Consider the following 20,234-nt stretch of genomic DNA (forward strand, 5'->3'; position numbering starts at 1 on the left):
TCGCGGCGCGCGCTCGCGATGGAGTAGGATTCGCCCCCGATGACCACAAGCCCACAGCCGGTCCCGGGCGCAGAGCAACGCGCGCCGCCCCCGTCGGCCGAGCACGCCCACGGCGCGAAGAAGATGTGGCCGCTGATGCTCGCGGCGCTCGGGGTCGTCTACGGCGACATCGGGACGAGCCCTCTCTATGCGATGAAGGAGTGCTTCAGCCCGGCGAGCCCGCACCACGTCGCGCTGACGCCGGCCAACGTGCTCGGCGTGCTCTCGCTCATGTTCTGGGCGCTGATGCTGGTGGTGACCATCAAGTACGTGACGTTCATCACGCGGGCCGACAACGAGGGGGCAGGCGGCATCCTCGCGCTCCTCGCGCTCGTGCCGAACAGCGAGCGCAAGGGCGACGGCCGCGGCCTGCTCGTGCTCCTCGTCCTCTTCGGCGCCTCGCTCCTCTACGGCGACGGCGTGATCACGCCCGCGATCTCGGTGCTGTCAGCGGTGGAGGGCCTCGAGGTCGCGACGTCGACCCTGAAGCCCGCGGTCGTGCCGATCACGTGCGCCTTGCTGCTCGCCCTGTTCCTCGTGCAGAAGCGCGGCACGGCCGGGATAGGGACGGTCTTCGGGCCGGTGACGCTCGTCTGGTTCATCGCGCTCGCGCTGCTGGGAGCGAAGGAGATCGTCCACAGCCCGGGCGTGCTCCGGGCCGTCTCGCCGGAGTACGCGGTGAGCTTCTTCATCGAGAACAAGGTGCACGGCTTCCTCATCCTCGGCGCGGTCGTCCTCTGCATCACCGGCGGCGAGGCGCTCTACGCCGACATGGGCCATTTCGGCCGCGAGCCGATCAAGTACACCTGGTACACGATCGTCTGGCCGGGGCTGCTCATCAACTACTTCGGCCAGGGCGCGAAGCTCCTCGAGGACCCGACCGCCGCGGCGAGCCCCTTCTACGCGCTGGTCCCGTCGTGGGCGCTCTACCCCACGGTGGCGATCGCGACAGCGGCGACCGTCGTCGCGTCACAGGCGCTCATCTCCGGGGCCTTCTCGCTGACGCAGCAGGCGGTGCAGCTCGGCTATTTCCCGCGCGTCACGGTGATCCACACGTCCAAGGACGAGGCGGGGCAGATCTACATCCCCGAGGTGAACAGCGGGCTCCTGATCTCGTGCCTCGTGCTCGTGATCACCTTCAAGAACTCGAGCGCGCTCGCGGCCGCCTATGGCATCGCCGTCACGGGGACGATGGGGATCACGACGGTGGTCTATTACGTCGTCACCCGGAAGACGTGGGGATGGCCGCTCTGGAAGTCGCTCCCCCTGGCCGGGCTCTTCCTGGTGATCGATCTCGCGTTCTTCGCGGCGAACAGCGCCAAGTTCTTCCACGGGGGCTGGGTGCCCATCGTGATGGGGGCGGCGACGTTCACGGTGATGACGACCTGGAAGACGGGGCGCAAGCACCTCGCGACCGCGATCAAGTCGGCGATCCTGCCGCTCGACGTGTTCCTCGAGGACGTGAAGCGCACGAAGCCGCACCGGGTGCGCGGGACGGCGGTCTTCATGGCGTCGAGCCCGGAGGGCACGCCGCCGATCCTGCTGCACCACGTGAAGCACAACCAGGTGCTGCACGAGCAGGTGGTGCTCCTCTCGATCCAGGTGCTGAACGTGCCCGAGGTGCCGGCGGAGCGGCGCACGACGGTGATCCCGCGGGGCGAGTGCATCTACCAGGTCACGGCGTGTTACGGCTTCATGCAGACGCCGAACGCCCCCTCGGTGCTGGAAGGGTGCAAGCGGCACGGGCTCATCATCGATCTCGGGAGGACGAGCTACTACCTCGGCAGGGAGACGCTGCTGACGACGGGCAGCTCGAAGATGTCCCGGTGGCGAAAGGCGCTGTTCGCGTTCATCTCGCGAAACGCGCGGCCGGCGACGGCCTATTTCGGGCTGCCGCCGAACCGGGTGGTCGAGCTCGGCATGCAGGTCAATTTCTAGGTAGAGCGCGGCCCGGCGGCGATCAGGGCCCGGTGTACCGGGCGCGCGGCCGCAGCATGTAGCCCGCCTCCCGCTGCTCGAACGCGTGGGCGATCCACCCCGCGGCGCGCCCCACCGCGAAGAGCGCCGCCGCCGCGCCGGCGGGCAAGCCGAGCGCGGCCGCGATCGCGACGAGGCCCACGTCGAGCGACGGCGGATCGTGGCCGGCGTCGCGCAGCGCGTCGACCAGCGCGAGCACGGTGCGCAGCGCCGCGCTCTGCGGCGCGAGCGCGCGGGCCGTGTCGAGCAGCACCTGCGCGCGCGGGTCGCCGTCCGGGTACAGCCGGTGCCCGAAGCCGGCGATGGGCTCGCCGCGGCGCAGCCGCTCGTGGACCGCGGCGGCGGCGCGCTCGGGTCGGCCCGCCTCGGCGACAAGCGCCTCCACCCGGTCGGTGGAGCCGCCGTGCCGCGGGCCGGAGAGCGCCGCGAGCCCCGCGCTGACGCAGGCGTAGAGGTCGGCGCCGGTGGAGGCGGCCACCCGGACAGCGAACGTCGAGGCGTTCAGCTCGTGATCGGCCGACACGAGGAGCGCCCGGTTCACGGCGCGCTCGGCCTTCTTCGACGGGTTCGCGCCGAGGGCGACGAGCAGGCGCCGCGCCGTCCCCTCGGCCTCGAGGGCGGCGGTCGCCTTGCTCGCGTCGCGCCCGAGGCCGACGAGCGCCGCGAGCGATCGCACGAGCGCGCGCGCCCGGGCCCGCTCCGCGTCGCTCGTGGGGATGCGCCCGTCGCCCGACGTCGCGCCCACGTGGCGGGTCGCGTCGTGCGCGCCGATCGCGGGCACCGCGAGCGCGAGCGCGGTGAACGGCGGCGCGCCCTCCGGCAGGAGCGCCGCGAGCTTCGCCGGCCGGACGCTCAGCCGGCCCGGCCGCGCGGCCGGCGCGCCCTCCGCGGGCAGCTCGCCGGTCCACAGGAGCTCGGCCACGTCCTCGAACGGCGCGTCCTCGAGCGCCAGCGCGACCGCCTCCTTGCCCCTGTAAAGGGGGCCGCGCTGCCCGATCGCGGTGAGCGCCGATTCGAGCACCGGCTCGCCCCACCGGAGCGCCTCGGCGGCGACGGGGCCGTGGCCCGCCCGCGCGTCGTGCCGCGCCTTGAGCCGCTCGATGTCCGCCCTGAGGTAGAGCCGCGCGCGCCCTCGCCCGCCGGGCACGCCCCGGAGCACGCCCCGGCTCGCGTACGCGTAGAGCGTCTCCCGCTTCACGCCGAGCAGCTCCGCGGCCTCGGCGCCGGTCACATACGCCGAGGGCCGCTGCTCCGGACCAGGTAGATCAACCATGAGAGCCCATCAACGTCAGATCCATCCTGTCCACCATCGAGGCGTCGTGGGTCGAGGATCGCCGGACGACCTCTGTCCCTCCTAGCACCGCGCTCCTCGGTCCATCTCGGGATTTTTGGCGCGGCGCGCCCCTCGGCCGCTGTCCGAGGCGGCCCTCCGCTCCCCGCGTCCCGAGCCCTGGAGGGGCGCGCCTCATGATCGCATGCCGGGGGCGCCCTCGACGCGCTTCGATAGCGTGCATGGTTGATTGTACAATCAAGATTGATCAACCATTCACGATGCCCAACATGTCCTCGGTGGAGGTGATCGGGATGAAGGACGTGACGGCGCCGCTCGCGAGCGGCCTGGAGGGCGTGGTGGTGGCGGAGACGCGGCTCTCGGAGGTCGAGGGGGAGCGGGGGAGGCTCACCCTCGCCGGGCACGACGTCGAGGCGCTGGCCGGCGACGGCGGGGTGACCTTCGAGGACGTGTGCGGGCTGCTCTGGGGCGGCGCGTTGCCCGCGGCGGCGGAGCGCGAGGCGCTCCGGGGAGCGCTCGCCGAGGGCAGGGTGCGGGCGTTCGCGCTCCTCGGCCGGCTCGGGGGCGCGCTGGAGGCGCGCGACGGCATGGACGCGCTCCGCGCCGCTGTCGCGCACCTCGGGAGCGACGCGCCGCCGGCGGCGATCGCCGGGGCGATCGCGACGTTCGCGGCGGCGTGGGCGCGGCGCGCGGCGGGCGAGGCGCCGGTCGCGCCGGATCCGGCGCTCCGGCTCTCGGCCGACTACCTGCGGATGGCGCGGGGCGCGGCGGCGAGCGAGGCCGAGGCGCGCGAGCTCGACACGTACCTCGTGACGGTCTCGGACCACGGCATGAACGCGTCGACCTTCGCCGCGCGCGTGGTCACCTCGACGGGGTCGGACGCGATCTCGGCCGTTGTCGCCGCGATCGGCGCCCTGAAGGGGCCGCTCCACGGCGGCGCGCCCGGGCCGGTCCTCGACATGCTGGACGCGATCGGCGCGGCGGCGGGCGCGGGGGGCGCGCCGTCGCCCGGGAGCGCCGAGCGGTGGATCCAGGCGGAGCTCGCGGCGGGCCGGCGGATCATGGGCATGGGGCACCGCATCTACCGGGTGCGGGATCCGCGGGCGGCGGTGCTCGAACGGGCGATCGAGCGGCTCGCGCGGACGGCCGGCGGAGCGCGGGGCGCCCGGCTCGCGCTGGCGCGCGCGGTCGAGCGGGCGGCGGAGGCGGCGCTCCGCGCGCGGCACCCGGATCGGCCGCTGCGCGCGAACGTCGAGTTCTACACGGCGGTGTTGCTCGACGCGCTCGGGCTGCCGCGCGCGCTGTTCGCGCCGACCTTCGCGGTGGGCAGGTCCGCCGGCTGGTGCGCGCACATCGACGAGCAGCGGCGCGTGGGGCGGCTGATCCGGCCGAGCTCCCGCTACATCGGGGGCGTCCCCGGGGCGGCCGCTCCGCCGGGGTGACTGCGCAACGGTCGTGGCCGCCCAGACCACTGCCTCGCCGTCCTGGTCATGGTCCCGCCGTCCTGATGGCGGCCTCAGCCGCCCCAGCCTCCATCCCCGCGGTCCTGGCGACGGCCCTCGCCGCCCACCTCAGGGGGATGCCGGTCCCAGGTCGACACGACGCGGGGTGGACTTATTGAAGAAGGACGGCGGGCATTCCCCTCAACCCCGTCGCCCTGCCATCTCGGCCGAGCTCAGATCACCGGCAAGACCGTTCCTCCGCCCACGAAAGGCGAAAGAAGAACACGCCGCGCGCAGGTAGGACGTTGTTCGTCCGGCAAAGTTGGCAGCTTCGCGGGGGTACTGTTATCGTGTTCAGTATGTCGCCCGTCGCTCTTGCCGCTCCTCTCGCCCGGGACCTCCTGCGCCACACCCTCCCCGAGTTCGAAGCGCGCGCCAAGACGCTCCCGCTCACTTTACAGGAAATCAACGACGCGCTCCCGGAAGGGGGTCTCCCGCGCGGGGGTGTTGTCGAGCTCGCCGCGCCGCGGGGGCTCGGGCGATCCACCTCGGTCGCCCTCTCCGCGTGCGCGTCGGCGCAGGCGGAGGCGCGGCTGCGCGGGACGAGCGCGACGTCGGGGGCGTGGTGCGCCTGGATCGACCCGAGCGGCTCGCTGTTCGCGCCGGCGGTCGCGCGGGCGGGGGTCGACCTGAGCCGGCTGCTCGTGGCGCGGCCCCCGCTGGAGATGCTCGCGAAGGTCGCGGTCCGGATGGCGATGAGCCGGGCGTTCGCGGTGCTCGTGATCGATGTGGCCGGGGTCCCCGGGGCCTTCGGCCAGGGCGCGGTGAAGGGGGAGCGGGGCGCGCCCGCGGCGGGGCGCCGCGAGGAGGACCTCGCGCGCTGGGTCAACGTGGTGCGCAAGCTCGCCCTCGCGACCGAGGGGAGCGACGGGACGATCCTGCTCCTCACCGACCGCCAGGCGGCGCGGCCGATGCCTTTGCCGGTCGCGATGCGGCTGGAGCTCGAGCAGGTCGCCGAGGACCGGCTGACGGTCCGCGTCGCCAAGGACCGCCGCGGGCGCGTGACCTCGCCGACGACGGTGGTGCTGGGATCGAAGGTGAAGGCTGAGCGGACGGCGGGCAGCGAGCCCCGGCCCGTCCTGTCGCGGGCGTGAGGGAGGAGGAGCGATGGCGGTGAGGCGCATTGTGGCGATCGTGCTTCCGCAGCTCGCGTGCGAGCTGGTGAAGCAGCGCGGGCCGGTCTCGCCGAGCGGGAAGGCGCCGCTCGCGGTGATCATCGGGGGCGACGAGGAGCGCAGGGCGGCGCTCGCCGCGCGGTCCGAGCGCGAGCCGCCGGCGCCGGTGGCGGTGATCGATGTGGTCGACGACGAGGCGCGGCGGTACGGGGTGAGGCCGGGGCAGAAGGTCGTCGAGGCGGCGGCGCTTGTCGCGCACCTGGCGATCCACCGGGTAACGTTCGCCGAGATCGACGCGGCGCTCGGCCGGGTCGCCGAGGTGGCGCTCGGGCTCGGGGCGACGGCGTCGATCCAGCTCGGCGAGCAGGGCGCGACGCCGCGCGCCGGCGCGCCGCGGCCGTCGCGGGGGGGCCGCGCCGGAGAGCGCGCCGCGAGCGCGGCGCGGAGCCCCTGGGGCGACGGCCCGTACGACACGGTGTGGCTCGACATCACCGGGGCGTCGCACCTCGTGGGCGGCGAGGAGGCGCTGCTCGACGAGCTCGGCGAGCGCGTGGCGGCGCTCGGCCACCGGGCGCGGCTCGCGATCGCGGACGGGCCGCGGCTCGCGCAGGCGCTCGCGCGGTTCGGCGCGCACGCGTCGGACGGCGGGCGCGGGGCCGAGGCCCCGATCGCGCCGCCGGGGAAGGGGGCGCAGGCGATCGGGCCGCTGCCGGTGCAGGCGCTCCCGGTCGAGCGCGACGTGGCGAGCTTCCTCGTCCGGCTCGGCGTGCTCCGCGTCGAGGACCTCGCGCGCCTGCCGCGCGCGCAGGTGGCGGCGCGGCTCGGCCCGCGGACGACCGAGGTGATGGAGCTCCTCGCCGGCCGCGATCCCGTGCCGCTCCTCCCGTACGAGGTGCCCCGGCTGATCGAGGAGGAGGTGCTCTTCGACGAGCCGGTCGAGAACGCCGAGTCGCTCCTGTTCGTGCTGCGCGGCATGACGTCGCGGATCGCGTCGCGGCTCGCCGCGCGCGGCGAGGCGTGCGGGCGGCTCAACGTGGCGATCGCCTACGATCGCTCGATCGCGCGGCTCCGGCTCGGCGATCGCGAGGACGACGACGCCGCGCTCCTCGAGGACGACGAGCGCGGCCCCTCGCTGCGCTTCCACGTCGACATGCCGGTGCCCCTCTCGGACGCGGGCGACCTGCTCCGGCCGATCAAGGCGAAGCTCGAGCGGATCGAGCTCGCGGCGCCCGCGGTGGGCGTCCACCTCATCGCCTCCCGGATCGCGCGCGCCCGCCAGGTGCAGCTCGATCTGTCGCGCGACCGCTCGGTCGATCCCGACAGCCTGCCGGCGCTCCTGGCCGAGCTCTCGGCGGAGATCGGCGCCGAGCGGGTGGGCGTCCTGGAGATCGCCGACGCGCACCGCCCCGAGGCGCGCTCGCGGCTCGCGCCGATCGAGGACGACGCGGCGACGGCGCGATCGTCCGCCGCGTCCCGCGCGCGCGCCGCGGCGGAGCGGTCTGCGGCGGAGCAGGGCGGGAGCGCGGAGGGGGCCGAGCTGCCGTCGCCTGAGCCCGCGCGGCTCCTCGCGCAGCCGATCCCGCTCGGCCGCGTGGGTCGCGGGGCGATCGTGGCGGTCGATCGCCACCTCTACGCGATCGAGCGGCTCTCCTTCGTGATGCGGATCGACGCGGTGGAGTGGTGGACGCCCACGCCGGCCTCGCGCGACTACGCGCGCGCCTGGCTTGTCTCTGGAGCGCCCTCCGGCAGGGCCGCCCAGGGGCGGCTCGGCGAGCTGCGGCCCCGGGACGGCGCGAGCTCGAGCTCCTGCGGCGAGGCGTGGATCTACGTCGACCGCGCGACGGGCGAGGCCTTCCTGCAAGGGTGGTGCGCGTGAGCTCCGGCGCGTCGGTGCCGTTCGTGGAGCTCTGCGGCCGCTCCTGCTTCTCCTTCCTCGAGGGCGCCTCGCACCCCGAGGAGCTCGTGCACCGCGCCAAGGAGCTCGGCCTCGATGGGCTCGCGCTCTGCGATCGCGACGGCATCTACGGCAGCGTCCGCGCGCACACGGCGGCGAAGAAGATCGAGCAGCGGGTGATCGTCGGGGCCGAGCTGACGATCGGCGGGCCGCGCGCGGCCGCCGAGCGCGCCGCGCCGCGCGCGCCGGAGGTCCAGCCGTCGGTGGTCCTGCTGGTCGAGGACAGCGAGGGCTACGCGAACCTCTGCCGCCTGCTCACGATCGCGCACGCCGATTGCGAGAAGGGGACGGCGAGCATCTCTGCGGAGGCGATCGCGGCGGCGCCGCGGGGCCTCACCGCGATCGTGCCGCTCGATCCGCTCGTGCCGGCGGCCGTCAGCGGCCCGCTGCTCGGCGCGCTGCGCGACGCGTTCGGCGAGCGCGCGCTCGTCGCGACCTGGAAGCACCTCGACCGCCGCGACGGCGAGCGGGTCGCGGCGGCGCTCGCGGCGGAGCGGCGCTACGGCGCCTGCGCGGTGGCGACCGCGCGCCCGCTCTACCACCACCCGTCGCGCAAGCCGCTCGCCGACGTGCTCACGTGCATCCGGACCAAGGCCACGCTCGATCAGGCCGGGACGCGGATCGCGCCGAACGCCGAGGCGTACGTGCGGTCCGGCGCGCAGATGGCGGCGCTGTTCCGCGACCATCCGGCGTGGATCGCGCGCACGGTGGAGGTCGCGTCCCGCTGCCGCTTCTCGCTGTCCGAGCTCCGCTACAGCTTCCCGAGCGACGCGCTCTGCATGCCGGGCGAGACGTCGGACCAGGCGCTGCGCCGCCTCACCGAGGAGGGCTGCCGCGACCGCTACCCTGCGGGGACGCCGCCCCAGGTGCGCGCGCAGATCGAGAAGGAGCTCGCCCTGATCGCGAAGCTCGGCGTGGCCCCCTACTTCCTCAGCGTGCAGCAGGTCGTGAAGATCGCCCGCGCGCGGCAGATCCTCTGCCAGGGCCGCGGGAGCGCGGCGAACAGCGCTGTGTGCTTCGCGCTCGGCGTGACCGCCGTGGACCCGGCCCGGTCCAACCTGCTCTTCGAGCGCTTCCTGTCGGAGGAGCGCAACGAGCCGCCGGACATCGACGTCGATTTCGAGCACGAGCGCCGGGAGGAGGTGATCCAGGCGATCTACGAGATGTACGGCCGCGACCGGGCGGCGATGGTCTCGGAGGTGATCGCCTACCGTGGGAAGAGCGCGCTCCGCGAGGTGGGCAAGGCGTTCGGCTTCTCGCCGGACCAGGTCGACAGGCTGAGCGGCCTCGTGCTCCACCACGAGGCGGACATCACCGAGCAGCGGGTGAGCGAGGCCGGCCTCGATCCGGACGACGTGCGCGTCCGGCAGGCGGTGATGATGGCGAGCGCGCTGGAGGGCTTCCCGCGCCACCTCTCGATCCACGTCGGCGGCTTCGTGCTGTCGTCGGAGCCGCTGCACAGGGTGGCCCCGGTCGAGCCCGCGCGGATGGAGGGTCGCACGGTGATCCCGTGGGACAAGGACGATCTCGACGATCTCGGCTTCTTCAAGATCGACGTCCTGGCGCTCGGCATGCTGACGGCGATCCGCAAGGCGCTCGCGTTGATCCATTCGGATCGGTACGCGGCGCTCGGGGGGCCGGTGGTCCACGCGGAGCGCGCGGAGCAGGACGGCGCGCCCGAGGGGGCCTCGGGCGATGCGGAGCGAGGCGCCGCGCCCGCGGCCATCGCAGCCGATGCGGAGCGGGGCGGCGCGTCCGCGGGGCCGTGGGGCCACGCTGGCCGAGGCGCCGCGTTCGATCCGATCGCGGCGCTCGCGCAGATCCCGCCGGAGGACCCTGCTGTCTACGAGGCGATCGGCCGGGCCGACACGGTCGGGGTGTTCCAGATCGAGAGCCGCGCGCAGATGGCGATGCTCCCGCGGCTCAAGCCGAGCAAGTTCTACGATCTGGTGATCGAGGTGGCCATCGTGCGCCCCGGGCCCATCCAGGGCGGGATGGTGCACCCCTACCTGCGCCGGCGCACGGGGCAGGAGCCGCCGGTGTCGCCGCACCCGTGCCTGGACCCGATCCTGGAGCGAACGCTCGGCGTGCCGCTCTTCCAGGAGCAGGTGATGCAGATCGCCATGGTCGGCGCGGGTTACACGCCGGGCGAGGCCGATCAGCTCCGCCGCGACATGGCGGCGTGGAAGAAGCACGGGCGCCTGGAGCGGCACCGCGGGCGGCTCATCCAGGGCTTCGCCGAGCGCGGGATCTCGGCGAAGTTCGGGGAGATGCTCTACCTGCAGATCCAGGGCTTCGGCGAGTACGGCTTCCCGGAGTCGCACGCGGCGAGCTTCGCGCTGCTCGTGTACGCGTCGGCCTGGCTCAAGGTGCACCACCCGGCGGCGTTCACCTGCGCGCTGCTCAACGCCCAGCCGATGGGGTTCTACAGCCCGTCGGCGCTGGTGCAGGACGCGCAACGGCACGGCGTGGAGGTGCGGCCTGTGTGCGTGGTGCAGAGCGCGTGGGACGCGGCCCTCGAGCCCGGCGCCGAGCCCTCGGCGGGCCCTGCGCTGCGGCTCGGCATGCGCCTCGTGAAGGGGCTCGGCGAGGCGGCCGTGGCGGCGATCGTGGCGGCGCGCGAGGACGCGCCGTTCAAGAGCCTCCCGGATCTCGTGCGGCGCGCGGAGCTGAAGAAGAACGAGGTGGAGGCGCTCGCCGAGGCGGGCGCCCTGGCGACGCTGGTACCCGCGCGGCGGGAGGCGCTCTGGCGGGCGCGCGCGCCCCGCGTGGAGGGGCTCTTCGAGAACGTGCCGATCGAGAAGGACAGGGACGTGGGGCTCCCCCCGCTCAGGCCGCTGGAGCAGCTCGCGCTGGACTACGGGCGCGTGGGCCTGTCGCTGCACGACCACCCGATGCGGCACCTGCGGCCGGCGCTGAAGCGGCGCCGCGGAGGCGCGCGCGTGCGGACCGCCGAGGAGATCAGGGCGGCGCGCAACGGAGAGAGCGTGCGCGTCGCCGGGATGGTCGTCGGTCGCCAGCGCCCGGCGACGGCGAGCGGCGTGACGTTCGTGACGCTCGAGGACGAGACCGGCGTGGTCAACGTCATCGTCCAGAAGCAGGTCTTCGCGGATCACTACCAGGTGGCGCGGCACGCCGCGCTCCTGCTCGTCGCCGGGCGGGTCGAGCGGCAGGGCGAGGTGATCCACGTGGTCGCGCGCGAGCTCGAGCGGCTGGAGCTGCCGAGCGGGCAGGACGTCGCGCTCCGATCGCGCGACTATCATTGATCGCGCCCGCCCTCGGCGGCGCAGGGCGCGGCGGACCTCGGCGGCCGAGGAGCGCGCGCGCCAGCGCGACGCGACGACCTGGCCGAGGAGCGCGCGCGCCAGCGCGACGCGACGACCTGGCCGAGGAGCGCGCGCGTCAGCGCGACGCGACGACCTCGTCGAGGAGCGCGCGCGTCAGCGCGACGCGACGACCTCGTCGAGGAGCGCGCGCGTCAGCGCGACGCGACGACCTCGTCGACAAGCGAGAGCAGCGTCGCCGCGTCGAACGGCTTCAGGAGCAGCCGGGCATCGACCTGCTGCAGGAACGCCTTGCTGCGCTCGGTGAAGGCGCCGCCGGTCAGGAACACGACCCGGCGCTGCTGCTCGGGCGCGAGCTCCGCGAGCGAGGCGTAAAAATCCATCCCTGTCATGTCGGGCATCATGAGATCGCACAGGATGGCGTCGTAGCGCTCGCCGGCGCGGATCCGGGCGAGCGCGTCGCGGGCGCTCGCGGTCGCGGTCGTCTGGTGCCGTGGCTCGAGCGTCCCAGCGATCGCCCGCGTGAGCAGCGGCTCGTCGTCGATGATGAGGATCCGCTGCCGCGGCGCCGCCTGCTGCTCGGTCGCGGCGAGCCCGCCGCCCTCGCGCGACCAGCGCGGCGCGCCGTCGCCGGGCGCCGCCGGGGCGCGCGCCTCGCCGGTCCTGGCGGCGGGGAGGACGGCGCGGAACGTGCTCCCCTCGCCGGGGCGGCTCTCCACCTCGATCTGCCCCCCGAGCGCCGTGACGATGGAGTGGCAGATCGCGAGCCCCAGCCCCAGCCCTTCGCCCTCTTCCTTGCTCGTGTAGAACGGGTCGAAGATGCGCCCGAGCGCCTCGGGCGCGATCCCGGCGCCCGTGTCGCGCACCCCGACGACGACCTGCCCCGCGGCGTCGCAGCGCGTCGAGAGCTCGATCTCGTTCTGCTCGGCGAGCCCCTCGGGGATGGCCTGCGCGGCGTTCACGATGAGGTTCAGGAAGACCTGCGCGAGCCGCGGCTCGTTCGCCTCGACCGGCGGCACCTCGTCGAAGCTCCGGACGACGCGGGCGCGGTGCCGGATCTCGTTCATCGCCATGTGGACGCAGGAGTCGAGCACCCGCCGGACATCGACAGGCCCGCGGCGGTCGTCCTCGGCGCGCGAGAAGGTGTGGAGGTCGCGCACGATGAGCCGCACGCGCTCCGCGCCCTCGCGCGCGTCCTCCAGGAGGCTCAGCACCTCGGAGAGCTCGCTCGACGGCGCGCGGCCGTCGCCGTGAGCGCGACCCCAGGGGCCGCTGCGCGAGGCGTTGCTCCGTCGATCGAGCGAGGCGATGCGCCGGATGGCCGCGTCGACGTTCGTGATGACGAAGGCGAGGGGGTTGTTGATCTCGTGGGCGACGCCTGCGGCCAGCGTGCCGACGCTCGCCATGCGGCCGGCGAGGACGAGGCGGGCCTGCGTCTGCGCGAGCGCGTGGCGCGCGGCGGCCTCGCGCGCGGCGCGCTCGCGCGCCACGCGGAGCCGCGCCCGGGCGCCGGCGCCGTCGCCCTCGCCGCCCACGAGCAGGACGTCGCTCGCGCCCGCCGCCAGGATGCCGTCGACGTCCGCGTCGCGCTCGGTGAGCGCGAGGACGATCACCGCCTCGCCGCCGGGCTGCGCCCGCACGCGGCCGCAGAGCGTCGCGGCGCCGGCCGGATCGATCCAGTCGACGGCGAGCACCGGCGGCGGCTCGCGCAGGCACTGCTCGAGCGCGCGCTCCGGGTCCGAGGTGACGCCCACGTCCGGCACATGGCGTCGGATGAGCGCCTCGAGTCGCTCGCTCGCCGCGGCGCGCCCGCGGAGGAGCAGGATAGCGGCCGATTCCGCGCAGCCCATCGACGTCCTCTCAACGTGGGTTCGCAGCCTCTTTACCGCATCTCCACCCCGGCGTGCAGGCAGGTGATCCGTTCCCCCGCGCCTCGCCGCGCCGCCGGCCTTTCCGAGCCGCTCGTCCGTCGCGCGGCTAGCGCGGGCTCGCCGTCGCGTCGTCGTCCGGATCGCCGTCGTCGGCGACCCTCGACGCGCCGTCCGTGAGCGGCGGGTACAGGCTCTCGACGAGCGCCGCGGAGACCCGCTCCTCGAGGCGCGCGTCCATCTGCGCCATCGCCTCGCGGAGCCGGTCGATCTCCGCCGACACGGCCTCCTTGAGCGGCCGGCGCTGCGTCTCCTCCATCCCGGCGAGCGCCGTCAGCGCCTCCCCGAGGCGTTCGCGCGCCGCCTCGGCCGCGCCGCCTGCGCCGTCCGCGTCGGCCTCCCGGACCAGGTGCTCCGCGACGCGCACGCGCCCGCGGTAGCGCACCCGCGTCCGCTCGAGGAAATCCCGGTACGGCTTCACCGCCCCGCTGAGCGCCTGCACGGACGCCGCGAGCGCGCCCGCCTCGCCCCGGAGCGCCTCGCGATCGGCGTCGGCGAGCGACGGGTTGTGCTCGACGTGCGCCTCGAGCGTGGCCAGCACCTCGCGGGCCCAGCGGAGGTGCCGCAACCCCGAGGCGCCGCGGGACAGACGCCGCCTGGCCGCCCGCTCCGCGCCCGATCCGGCGCTCACGCCACCGCCGCGGCCGGCGCCGCCTCGCGCTCCGGGCGCTTCGCCGTCTCGTTGATCCGCACGCTCACGAGCTTCGAGACGCCGGGCTCCTGCATCGTCACGCCGTAGAGCACGTCGACCGACTGCATCGTGCGCTTGATGTGCGTGATCAGGATGAACTGCGAGTGGCTCGTCATGCTCCGGATCGCCTCGTTGTAGCGGGCCACGTTCGCCTCATCGAGCGGCGCGTCGACCTCGTCGAGGATGCAGAACGGCGACGGCTTGAACTGGAAGATCGCGAAGATGAGCGACACGGCGGTGAGGGCCTTCTCGCCGCCGCTCATGAGCTCGATGTTCCCGAGCTTCTTGCCCGGCGGCTGCGCCAGGATCTCGATCCCCGTCTCCAGCATGTCGTCGGGGTTGGTCAGCCTGAGCTCCGCCTGACCGCCGCGGAACATCTTCGGGAAGAGCGTCTTGAAGCGCGCGTTGATGCCGTCGTACGTCGTCTTGAAGAGCCGCTTCGACTCGCGGTTCATCTGGGCGATCGCCTTCTCGAGGTCGTCGAGCGCCTTCTCGAGATCGGCCTTCTGGCTCGAGTAGTACGTGTACCGCTCCTCGGCCTCGGCGTGCTCGCGCACGGCGTCCAGGTTGACGGGGCCCATGCGGTCGAGCAGCTCCGTCAGCTCCTGGATGCGCGCGCGGTGCGAGGCGTCGACCGGCGGCCGCTTGTGGTAGTCGCCGACGACGCGGGCGAGCTCCAGCCCGCGGAAGCGCTCGCGCACCCCCTCGATGAGGTGGTTGTGCTCGACCCGCAGCCGCTCCAGCGCGAGCTCGTGCTTGCGGAGCTGCTCCGTCACCTCGCCGAGCTCCTGGCGCAGCCCGCGCAGATCGGCCTCGCGCCCCGCGTGCGCCTGCCGCGCCTCGTCCAGCGCGCGCCGCGCCTCGGTCAGCGTGGCCTGCGCCGCGTGCGCGTCGGCGACGGCGCGGACGAGCGCCTCGCGCGCGATCACGATCGTGGCCGCGGCCTTCCCGGCGCCGACCGCGCTCTCCGTCCGCTCCTGATCGAGCCGGGCGATGCGGCCGCGGAGCTCGTTGCACGACCGCGCGAGCCGCTCGACCGTGCCCCGCGCCGCCGCCGCGCGCTCGCGCACGCGCGCGAGCTTCACCTTGCGCTCGGTCACGACCGACTGCTGCCCGAGCACCCGCTCGCGCCACTCGGCCGCTACCTGCTCGGCGTGCTCGAGGCCCGCCGCCGCCGCCTCGCGCGCCGCGCGCCCGGCCGCGAGCTTGTCGCGCGCCGCCTGCTGCTCGCTCCCGCCGGCGTCGAGGTTGTCGGCGAGGTCCTCGAGCTCGGAGCGCACCACGCCCTCGCGCTTCTGCGCCGCGGCGAGCTGCTCCTCCGCGCGGCGCAGGTCCTTCTCGGCCGTCACGAGCGCGAGCTCCCCCTCGTGCGCCTCGCTGCGCGCCCGCTCCAGCGCCGTCCCCACCTCGGTGATCCGCAGGCGGAGCTTCTGCTGCGCGTCGAGCAGCGCCGTCACCTCCTCCGACTTGGCCGCGACGAACTCGTGCAGCGCGCGCATCTCGCGCTTCTGCTCGATCATGCCCGCCGCGACAGCGTCGCCCGAGCCGCCGCTCACCACGCCGTCCTCGCGGACGACGGTGCCGTCGAGCGCCACGAGCGTGCTCCCCGCGCCCTCCGCCGCGAGCCGCGCCGCGACCGCGGCCGACTCGACGACCACCGCGTCCCCCACGAGCGCCCGCGCCAGCGCCTCGTCCTCCGGCGCGAACACGAGCCGGTCGACGAGCGGCCCGAGCACGCCCTCGCCGCGCGGCGGCCGCCGCGCCGCGCCGGCCACGAACGCCGGCCGCGCCGCGATCACGCTGGCCCGCCCGCGGTTGTTCTTCGACAGATCCGCGAGCAGCGCGATCCCGCGCTCGGCGTCGCTCACCACCGCGCACTGCAGCCGATCCCCGAGCAGCCCCGCGAACGCCGCCGTCAGATCGGCCGGCGCCTCGATCCTGTCGGCCACGAGCCCGAGCAGCGCCGGGTCCTTCGTCTTGAGGAGGTTCTTCACCCCGGCGCCCACGCCCTCCAGCCGTGCGTGCAGCTCCTCGAGCGCGCGGAGCCGGTTGCGCCGCTGCCCGAGCTCGTTCTTCGCGTGCTCCACGGTGCGGTCGCTCGTGACCGCCTGCTCCCGCAGCGCCTTCATCTCGGCGTCGAGCCGCGACCGCTCCTCCGCGGAGATCCGCTTGCCGTCCGCGAGCTCCGCCACGTTCCGCGTCAGCGACGAGCGCCGCCGCTCGAGCTCCTCGGACTCGTACATGAGCCGCCCGACCTCGTCCTCCAGCTTCGCCCGCCGCTGGCTCATCTCGGTCATGCGCCGGTCGAACCCGGCGAGCGACGCCTCGGCGGCCGCGACCGCCGCGGTGGCCTCGCCGGCCCGCCGCCTCAGCGCCGCCACCTCGTGCTCGGCCGTGCGCTCGCCGTGGCGCAGCTCCTCGAGCCGCTCGTGCTGCTCGAGCGCGAGCTCGCTCTCCCGCGCCTCCTCTTCCTCGACGCCGGCGAGCTGCGCCTCGAGCTGCGCCTTCTCGGTCGTGAGCTCGTCGACCGTCTTCTCGAGCTCGCCCTGCTCCTTGGCCGCGGTGACGAGCCGCTCTTCCAGGTGCCGCAGGCGGTCGCGCGCCCGCGCGATCTCCGCCTCGTGGGTGCGCACCTGGTTGTCGGCAGCGAACGCCTCGTTCTGCGCCTTCTCGGCCCGCTCCTCGCAGGCGAGGGCCTCGAGCCGGGTGACCTCGATCTCGGCCTCGCGCGCGGCGAGCGCCGTCTGGGCCACCTGCGCGCGCTCGGCGTGCTCGGCCCTGCCGATCGACTCGCGCTGCGTGAGCACCGTGATCTCGAGGAGCTTGTGCGACGCCTCGTGGAGCACGAGGTCCTCCAGCTCCTTGCGGTAGTTCACGTACCGCTCGGCCTTCGCCGCCTGGCGCTTCAGGGACGCGAGGTTCCGCTGGATCTCGGAGACGATGTCCCCCACGCGGAGCAGGTTCTGCCGCGTCTGGTCCATCTTCTGCTCGGCCTGCTTCTTCCTGGCCTTGTACTTCGTGATGCCGGCGGCCTCCTCGATGAGCATCCGCCGGTCCTCCGGCCGCGCCGAGACGATGAGCCCGATCTTGCCCTGCTCGACGATCGAGTAGGCCTTCGTGCCGACGCCGGTGCCGAGGAACAGGTCGGTCACGTCCTTGAGCCGGACCTGGGTCTTGTTGATGAGGTACTCGCTCGTCCCGTCGCGGAAGAGCCGCCGCGTCACCGCGATCTCCGCGTAGTCCCGGTACTCGAGCGGGAGCTGCGACGCCGCCGTGGGCTCGCTGTTGTCGAAGGTGAGCGTCACCTCGGCCATCCCGTGCTGGGCGCGGGTGTCGGAGCCGTTGAAGATGACGTCCGACATCGACTTACCGCGGAGGTGCTTCGCGCTCTGCTCGCCGATGGCCCACCGGATCGCGTCGACGATGTTCGACTTGCCGCAGCCGTTCGGACCGACGATGCCCACCACGTCCGTGTCGAAATGGACCACCGTCCGGTCGACGAACGACTTGAACCCGCTGATCTCGAGCTTCCGAATGCGCATGACGTCCCCGGGACCGGCCAGGCGAGCTTAAACGTATCGTCACAGCACGCCACGTACCGTCACGACTGGCACCCCTGGGTTTACGTGCGCTGGCGTCGCGCGGCAAGACTGGAAACCCGTCTCCTCACGCGAGCATCGAGGACCAGGTCTTGCGTAGCGCGGCGGCGCGGTGGCGCGCCGCGATCGAGAACGAGCGATGTCCGTGGCCCAACGCGCGCTCCTGGCAGCCGTCTTGACAGGTGGCTAACGTGGCCATATCCCTCGCGTTGTTTCGAGGAGTAGAAACGCCATGCCCACTTACGAATACGCCTGCACATCCTGCGCGCATGAATGGGAGGCCGAGCAGTCCATCAAGGAGGCCCCGCTGACGGAGTGCCCGACGTGCCATAGCGCGACGGCCCGGCGGCAGATCTCCCGCGGAACGGGCTTCATCCTCAAGGGCGGCGGCTGGTACTCCGACCTCTACGCCTCCGGCTCGAACAAGCCGCCTGCGAAGTCGGACGGCGGGACGGGCAGCTCCTCCGGTTCGGAGGGGACGAGCTCCGACGCCGGCTCGAGCGGCTCCTCGTCCTCGAGCGGCTCCTCGTCGACGAGCAGCACCAAGAGCGACTCCGGCGGGTCGTCCGCCTCCGCGGCGGCCTGACGCCACGGAGGCGATCGGCGACGGCGGGTGTAGCCATCCCTGCGCGGCGCGGCGCCGTGCGGGGAGAGGCCTGCGCTCGCGCCGGGAGTGCTGCGTGTCCACCTGTGCCGGGGGCGGTGCTAGGGTGGCCGGGATGGATGAGAGAAAGCGACTTGAGGAGCTCCGCCGGCAGCTCACGGAGCTGGATCAAGAAATCCTGCGAAGCGTCGAGCGCCGCGCGCGCATCGCGCACGAGCTGGCCAAGCTGAGGACGGGCACGGCCCGGTTCGCCCCCACGGCCGACGCCGCCCACATGCAGGCGCTCGAGCGCGCCGTGACGCCGCCGTTCCCGCTCCGCGCCGTCCGGCCGATCTTCGTCGCCATCGACGCGGCCTCGCGCGCCTACGAGGTCGCTCCCCGGGTCGCGTACCTGGGCGCCGAGGGCGACTACGGCTGGACCGCGGCGCACGATCACTTCGGGGTCGGCGGCGAGTTCGTCCGCGCGGACAGCGCCGTCGCGGCCATCGAGGAGGTCGCGCGCTCGCGCGCGGACTTCGCCGTGGTCCCGTACGAGTCGTTCAAGGAAGGGCCGATCTTCCCGACGATCCAGGGGATCGGCGGCGCCGATCTCAAGGTGGTCGGCGAGCGCCAGCTCGCGCAGGCGCTCGACCTCGTGAACCGGAGCGGCAACCACGCCGACGTCGAGCGGGTCTACTGCTCGCCGCAGGACCACGTGGCCTGCGTGAACTACCTCGAGCTCCAGCACCCGCGCGCCCTGGTGCTCGACGTGCGGTGCCCGCAGGTCGCCTGGGATCTCGCGGCCGAGAACGAGGGCAGCGCCGCCATCGTCCCCCGCGGCTTCACCGGCGGGCAGGAGCTCCGCGTCGCCCGCGAGAACGTCGGCGACGAGGGGGAGCTCCGGATCCGCTACGCGGTGCTCTCGCGGCTCCCCGCGCCGCGCTCGGGCCACGACGTCACGGCGATCCTCTTCAGCGTCCACGACCGGCCCGGCGCGCTCCACGACATCCTCCAGCACTTCAAGGAGCGGAGCTGCAACCTCCGGCGCGTCCACTCCCGCCCTGTGCCCGGCGAGGGCTGGGACTACGTCTTCTACGTCGAGGTCAGCGGCCACACGACCGATCGCGCGCTCGTCGCCGCGCTCGAGGGCGTGAAGCGCGAGACCAAGATGCTGAAGATCATCGGCTCCTTCCCCCTGGAGCGCCCCGACCCGCCGCACGAGCGCGCTGGATGACGAGCGAGATGGTGCGGATGCTGCTTCATTCCCGGGGCGCTGTCGCCCTGCGCCGCGCGGCGGGCGCGATGGTGATCGCGGCGCTCGCTGGTACGTCGATGCTCGTCGGCTGCGGCGGCGCGGACGACAGCCTCGCGCTGGTGGGCGGAGAGAAGATCGACGCGACCGCGATCGATCGCGACCCGCTGGCTGTCCTGCCGAGCGGCGCGGTGATGCTCGGCTATCTCGACGCGGCGGCGCTGTTCGCCTCCGGCCTGGGGGCGGAGGTCAACCAGATCGTCGCGAGCCTGCTCCCGCTCGGTCCGGAGTCGAACTTTGTCCCCTCGCGCGACGTCGTGAAGGTCTACGGCGGCCTGTACGCGATGCAGGGCGCCGACTTCTGCGCGGTCATGCAGGGCAACTTCGACGTCGACGCGATCCGCCGCGCCGCCGATGCCCGGACCGTGACCGTCATCGGCGCGCCGCTCGTGAAGACGCGCTACGCCGACAACGACCTCTTCACGGCCGGCAACGTCGGCTTCGTCGTGCTCACGCCGCACACGATCCTCACGGGCAACGAGACCGGCATGCGCCGGGCCCTCGACCGGCTCCGCTTCAGCAAGCTGCAGCGCTCCGTGCCGTCGTGGATGGTCGAGCTCCTGAACACGAAGAACGCGTCGTTCGCCGTGGCCGGCGATCTCACGAGCCAGCCCGCTGTCGCGTCCGCGGCGGGGCAGCTCCCGTTCCTCTCGGGCCTCCAGTACGTGCGCGTCATCGGCAATTTCCAGCCGCCTGGCGTCAACTTCGCCGGCGCGCTCACGTACACGGACCCGCAGAGCGCCGCGAACGGCGCCGTCGCGCTCCGCAACCTCGAGCAGATCGCGCGGATCGCGACCCTGCTCTCGTCGTGGGGCTTCGGCTACGGCTCCGTCCCTCCGATGCAGGTCGCGCAGCGCGAGAGCGACGTCGCGTTCACGCTGCCGCTCGGCGAGGGGATCGTGCGCATGCTCCTCCGCACGGCCGCCGAGACGGCGAGGAGCGCGGCGCTCGTGCGCTGA

The 20,234-nt window shown here is 73.8% G+C and carries 12 protein-coding genes; 8 read left to right on the forward strand and 4 right to left on the reverse strand.

Annotated features, from left to right (window positions below; genetic code table 11):
• Positions 1–39: 39 nt before the first annotated feature.
• Positions 40–1,977 (forward strand): potassium transporter Kup, encoded by a 1,938-nt coding sequence (locus WMF42_RS08350; protein WP_081426535.1) that lies wholly within the window; start codon positions 40–42, stop codon positions 1,975–1,977.
• Between the two features lie 22 nt (positions 1,978–1,999).
• Here WMF42_RS08350 and WMF42_RS08355 read toward each other — a convergent pair whose 3' ends face one another.
• Positions 2,000–3,289 carry a citrate synthase family protein gene (locus tag WMF42_RS08355; RefSeq protein ID WP_063815810.1) on the reverse strand — a complete coding sequence of 430 codons (1,290 nt, stop codon included), beginning with the start codon at positions 3,287–3,289 and terminating at the stop codon, positions 2,000–2,002.
• A gap of 278 nt (positions 3,290–3,567) precedes the next feature.
• On the opposite strand from WMF42_RS08355, the gene WMF42_RS08360 reads away from it, so the two are divergent.
• From WMF42_RS08360 to dnaE, 4 genes are all read left to right on the forward strand, one after another.
• Positions 3,568–4,749, forward strand: coding sequence for a citrate synthase (locus tag WMF42_RS08360; protein WP_437691322.1), 1,182 nt, complete (start codon positions 3,568–3,570; stop codon positions 4,747–4,749).
• Between the two features lie 359 nt (positions 4,750–5,108).
• Positions 5,109–5,903: a recombinase A gene (locus WMF42_RS08365; protein ID WP_437694231.1), complete on the forward strand. Its 795-nt coding sequence runs from the start codon at positions 5,109–5,111 to the stop codon at positions 5,901–5,903.
• A gap of 13 nt (positions 5,904–5,916) precedes the next feature.
• Positions 5,917–7,800, forward strand: a complete 1,884-nt coding sequence (locus WMF42_RS08370) for a DinB/UmuC family translesion DNA polymerase (RefSeq protein ID WP_437691324.1) — start codon at positions 5,917–5,919, stop codon at positions 7,798–7,800.
• Positions 7,797–11,144 (forward strand): DNA polymerase III subunit alpha, encoded by a 3,348-nt coding sequence (gene dnaE / locus WMF42_RS08375; protein WP_437691326.1) that lies wholly within the window; start codon positions 7,797–7,799, stop codon positions 11,142–11,144. The genes WMF42_RS08370 and dnaE overlap by 4 nt, the downstream gene beginning before the upstream one ends.
• 212 nt (positions 11,145–11,356) lie before the next feature.
• Here dnaE and WMF42_RS08380 read toward each other — a convergent pair whose 3' ends face one another.
• The 3 genes from WMF42_RS08380 to smc all read right to left on the reverse strand — a co-directional run bounded on the left by WMF42_RS08380 (position 11,357) and on the right by smc (position 17,323).
• A complete protein-coding gene (locus WMF42_RS08380; RefSeq protein WP_437691328.1) occupies positions 11,357–13,012 on the reverse strand; it encodes an ATP-binding protein in 1,656 nt (551 codons plus the stop codon).
• Between the two features lie 127 nt (positions 13,013–13,139).
• Positions 13,140–13,721, reverse strand: a complete 582-nt coding sequence (locus WMF42_RS08385) for a hypothetical protein (RefSeq protein WP_437691330.1) — start codon at positions 13,719–13,721, stop codon at positions 13,140–13,142.
• Positions 13,718–17,323 (reverse strand): chromosome segregation protein SMC, encoded by a 3,606-nt coding sequence (gene smc / locus WMF42_RS08390; protein ID WP_437691332.1) that lies wholly within the window; start codon positions 17,321–17,323, stop codon positions 13,718–13,720. The genes WMF42_RS08385 and smc overlap by 4 nt, the downstream gene beginning before the upstream one ends.
• A gap of 289 nt (positions 17,324–17,612) precedes the next feature.
• Here smc and WMF42_RS08395 point away from each other — a divergent pair, with 289 nt between their 5' ends.
• The 3 genes from WMF42_RS08395 (at position 17,613) to WMF42_RS08405 (ending at position 20,234) form a co-directional block, all read left to right on the forward strand.
• Positions 17,613–17,966, forward strand: a complete 354-nt coding sequence (locus tag WMF42_RS08395) for an FmdB family zinc ribbon protein (protein WP_081426849.1) — start codon at positions 17,613–17,615, stop codon at positions 17,964–17,966.
• A gap of 133 nt (positions 17,967–18,099) precedes the next feature.
• Entirely contained in the window at positions 18,100–19,197 is a 1,098-nt protein-coding gene (locus WMF42_RS08400) for a bifunctional chorismate mutase/prephenate dehydratase (protein ID WP_061611174.1), read from the forward strand.
• Positions 19,198–19,214: 17 nt separating this feature from the next.
• A complete protein-coding gene (locus tag WMF42_RS08405; protein ID WP_233562273.1) occupies positions 19,215–20,234 on the forward strand; it encodes a hypothetical protein in 1,020 nt (339 codons plus the stop codon).

The organism is Sorangium sp. So ce176 (assembly GCF_051519835.1).
GTDB classification, from domain to species: Bacteria; Myxococcota_A; Polyangia; order Polyangiales; family Polyangiaceae; genus Sorangium; species Sorangium cellulosum_G.

Coding starts and splice junctions, on each gene's coding strand:
- WMF42_RS08400 (WP_061611174.1), top strand. CDS start 18,100: ATGGATGAGAGAAAGCGACTTGAGGAGCTCCGCCGGCAGCTCACGGAG.
- WMF42_RS08350 (WP_081426535.1), top strand. CDS start 40: ATGACCACAAGCCCACAGCCGGTCCCGGGCGCAGAGCAACGCGCGCCG.
- WMF42_RS08355 (WP_063815810.1), bottom strand. CDS start 3,289: ATGGTTGATCTACCTGGTCCGGAGCAGCGGCCCTCGGCGTATGTGACC.
- WMF42_RS08365 (WP_437694231.1), top strand. CDS start 5,109: ATGTCGCCCGTCGCTCTTGCCGCTCCTCTCGCCCGGGACCTCCTGCGC.
- WMF42_RS08395 (WP_081426849.1), top strand. CDS start 17,613: ATGCCCACTTACGAATACGCCTGCACATCCTGCGCGCATGAATGGGAG.
- WMF42_RS08370 (WP_437691324.1), top strand. CDS start 5,917: ATGGCGGTGAGGCGCATTGTGGCGATCGTGCTTCCGCAGCTCGCGTGC.
- WMF42_RS08405 (WP_233562273.1), top strand. CDS start 19,215: ATGCTGCTTCATTCCCGGGGCGCTGTCGCCCTGCGCCGCGCGGCGGGC.
- WMF42_RS08360 (WP_437691322.1), top strand. CDS start 3,568: ATGCCCAACATGTCCTCGGTGGAGGTGATCGGGATGAAGGACGTGACG.
- smc (WP_437691332.1), bottom strand. CDS start 17,323: ATGCGCATTCGGAAGCTCGAGATCAGCGGGTTCAAGTCGTTCGTCGAC.
- WMF42_RS08380 (WP_437691328.1), bottom strand. CDS start 13,012: ATGGGCTGCGCGGAATCGGCCGCTATCCTGCTCCTCCGCGGGCGCGCC.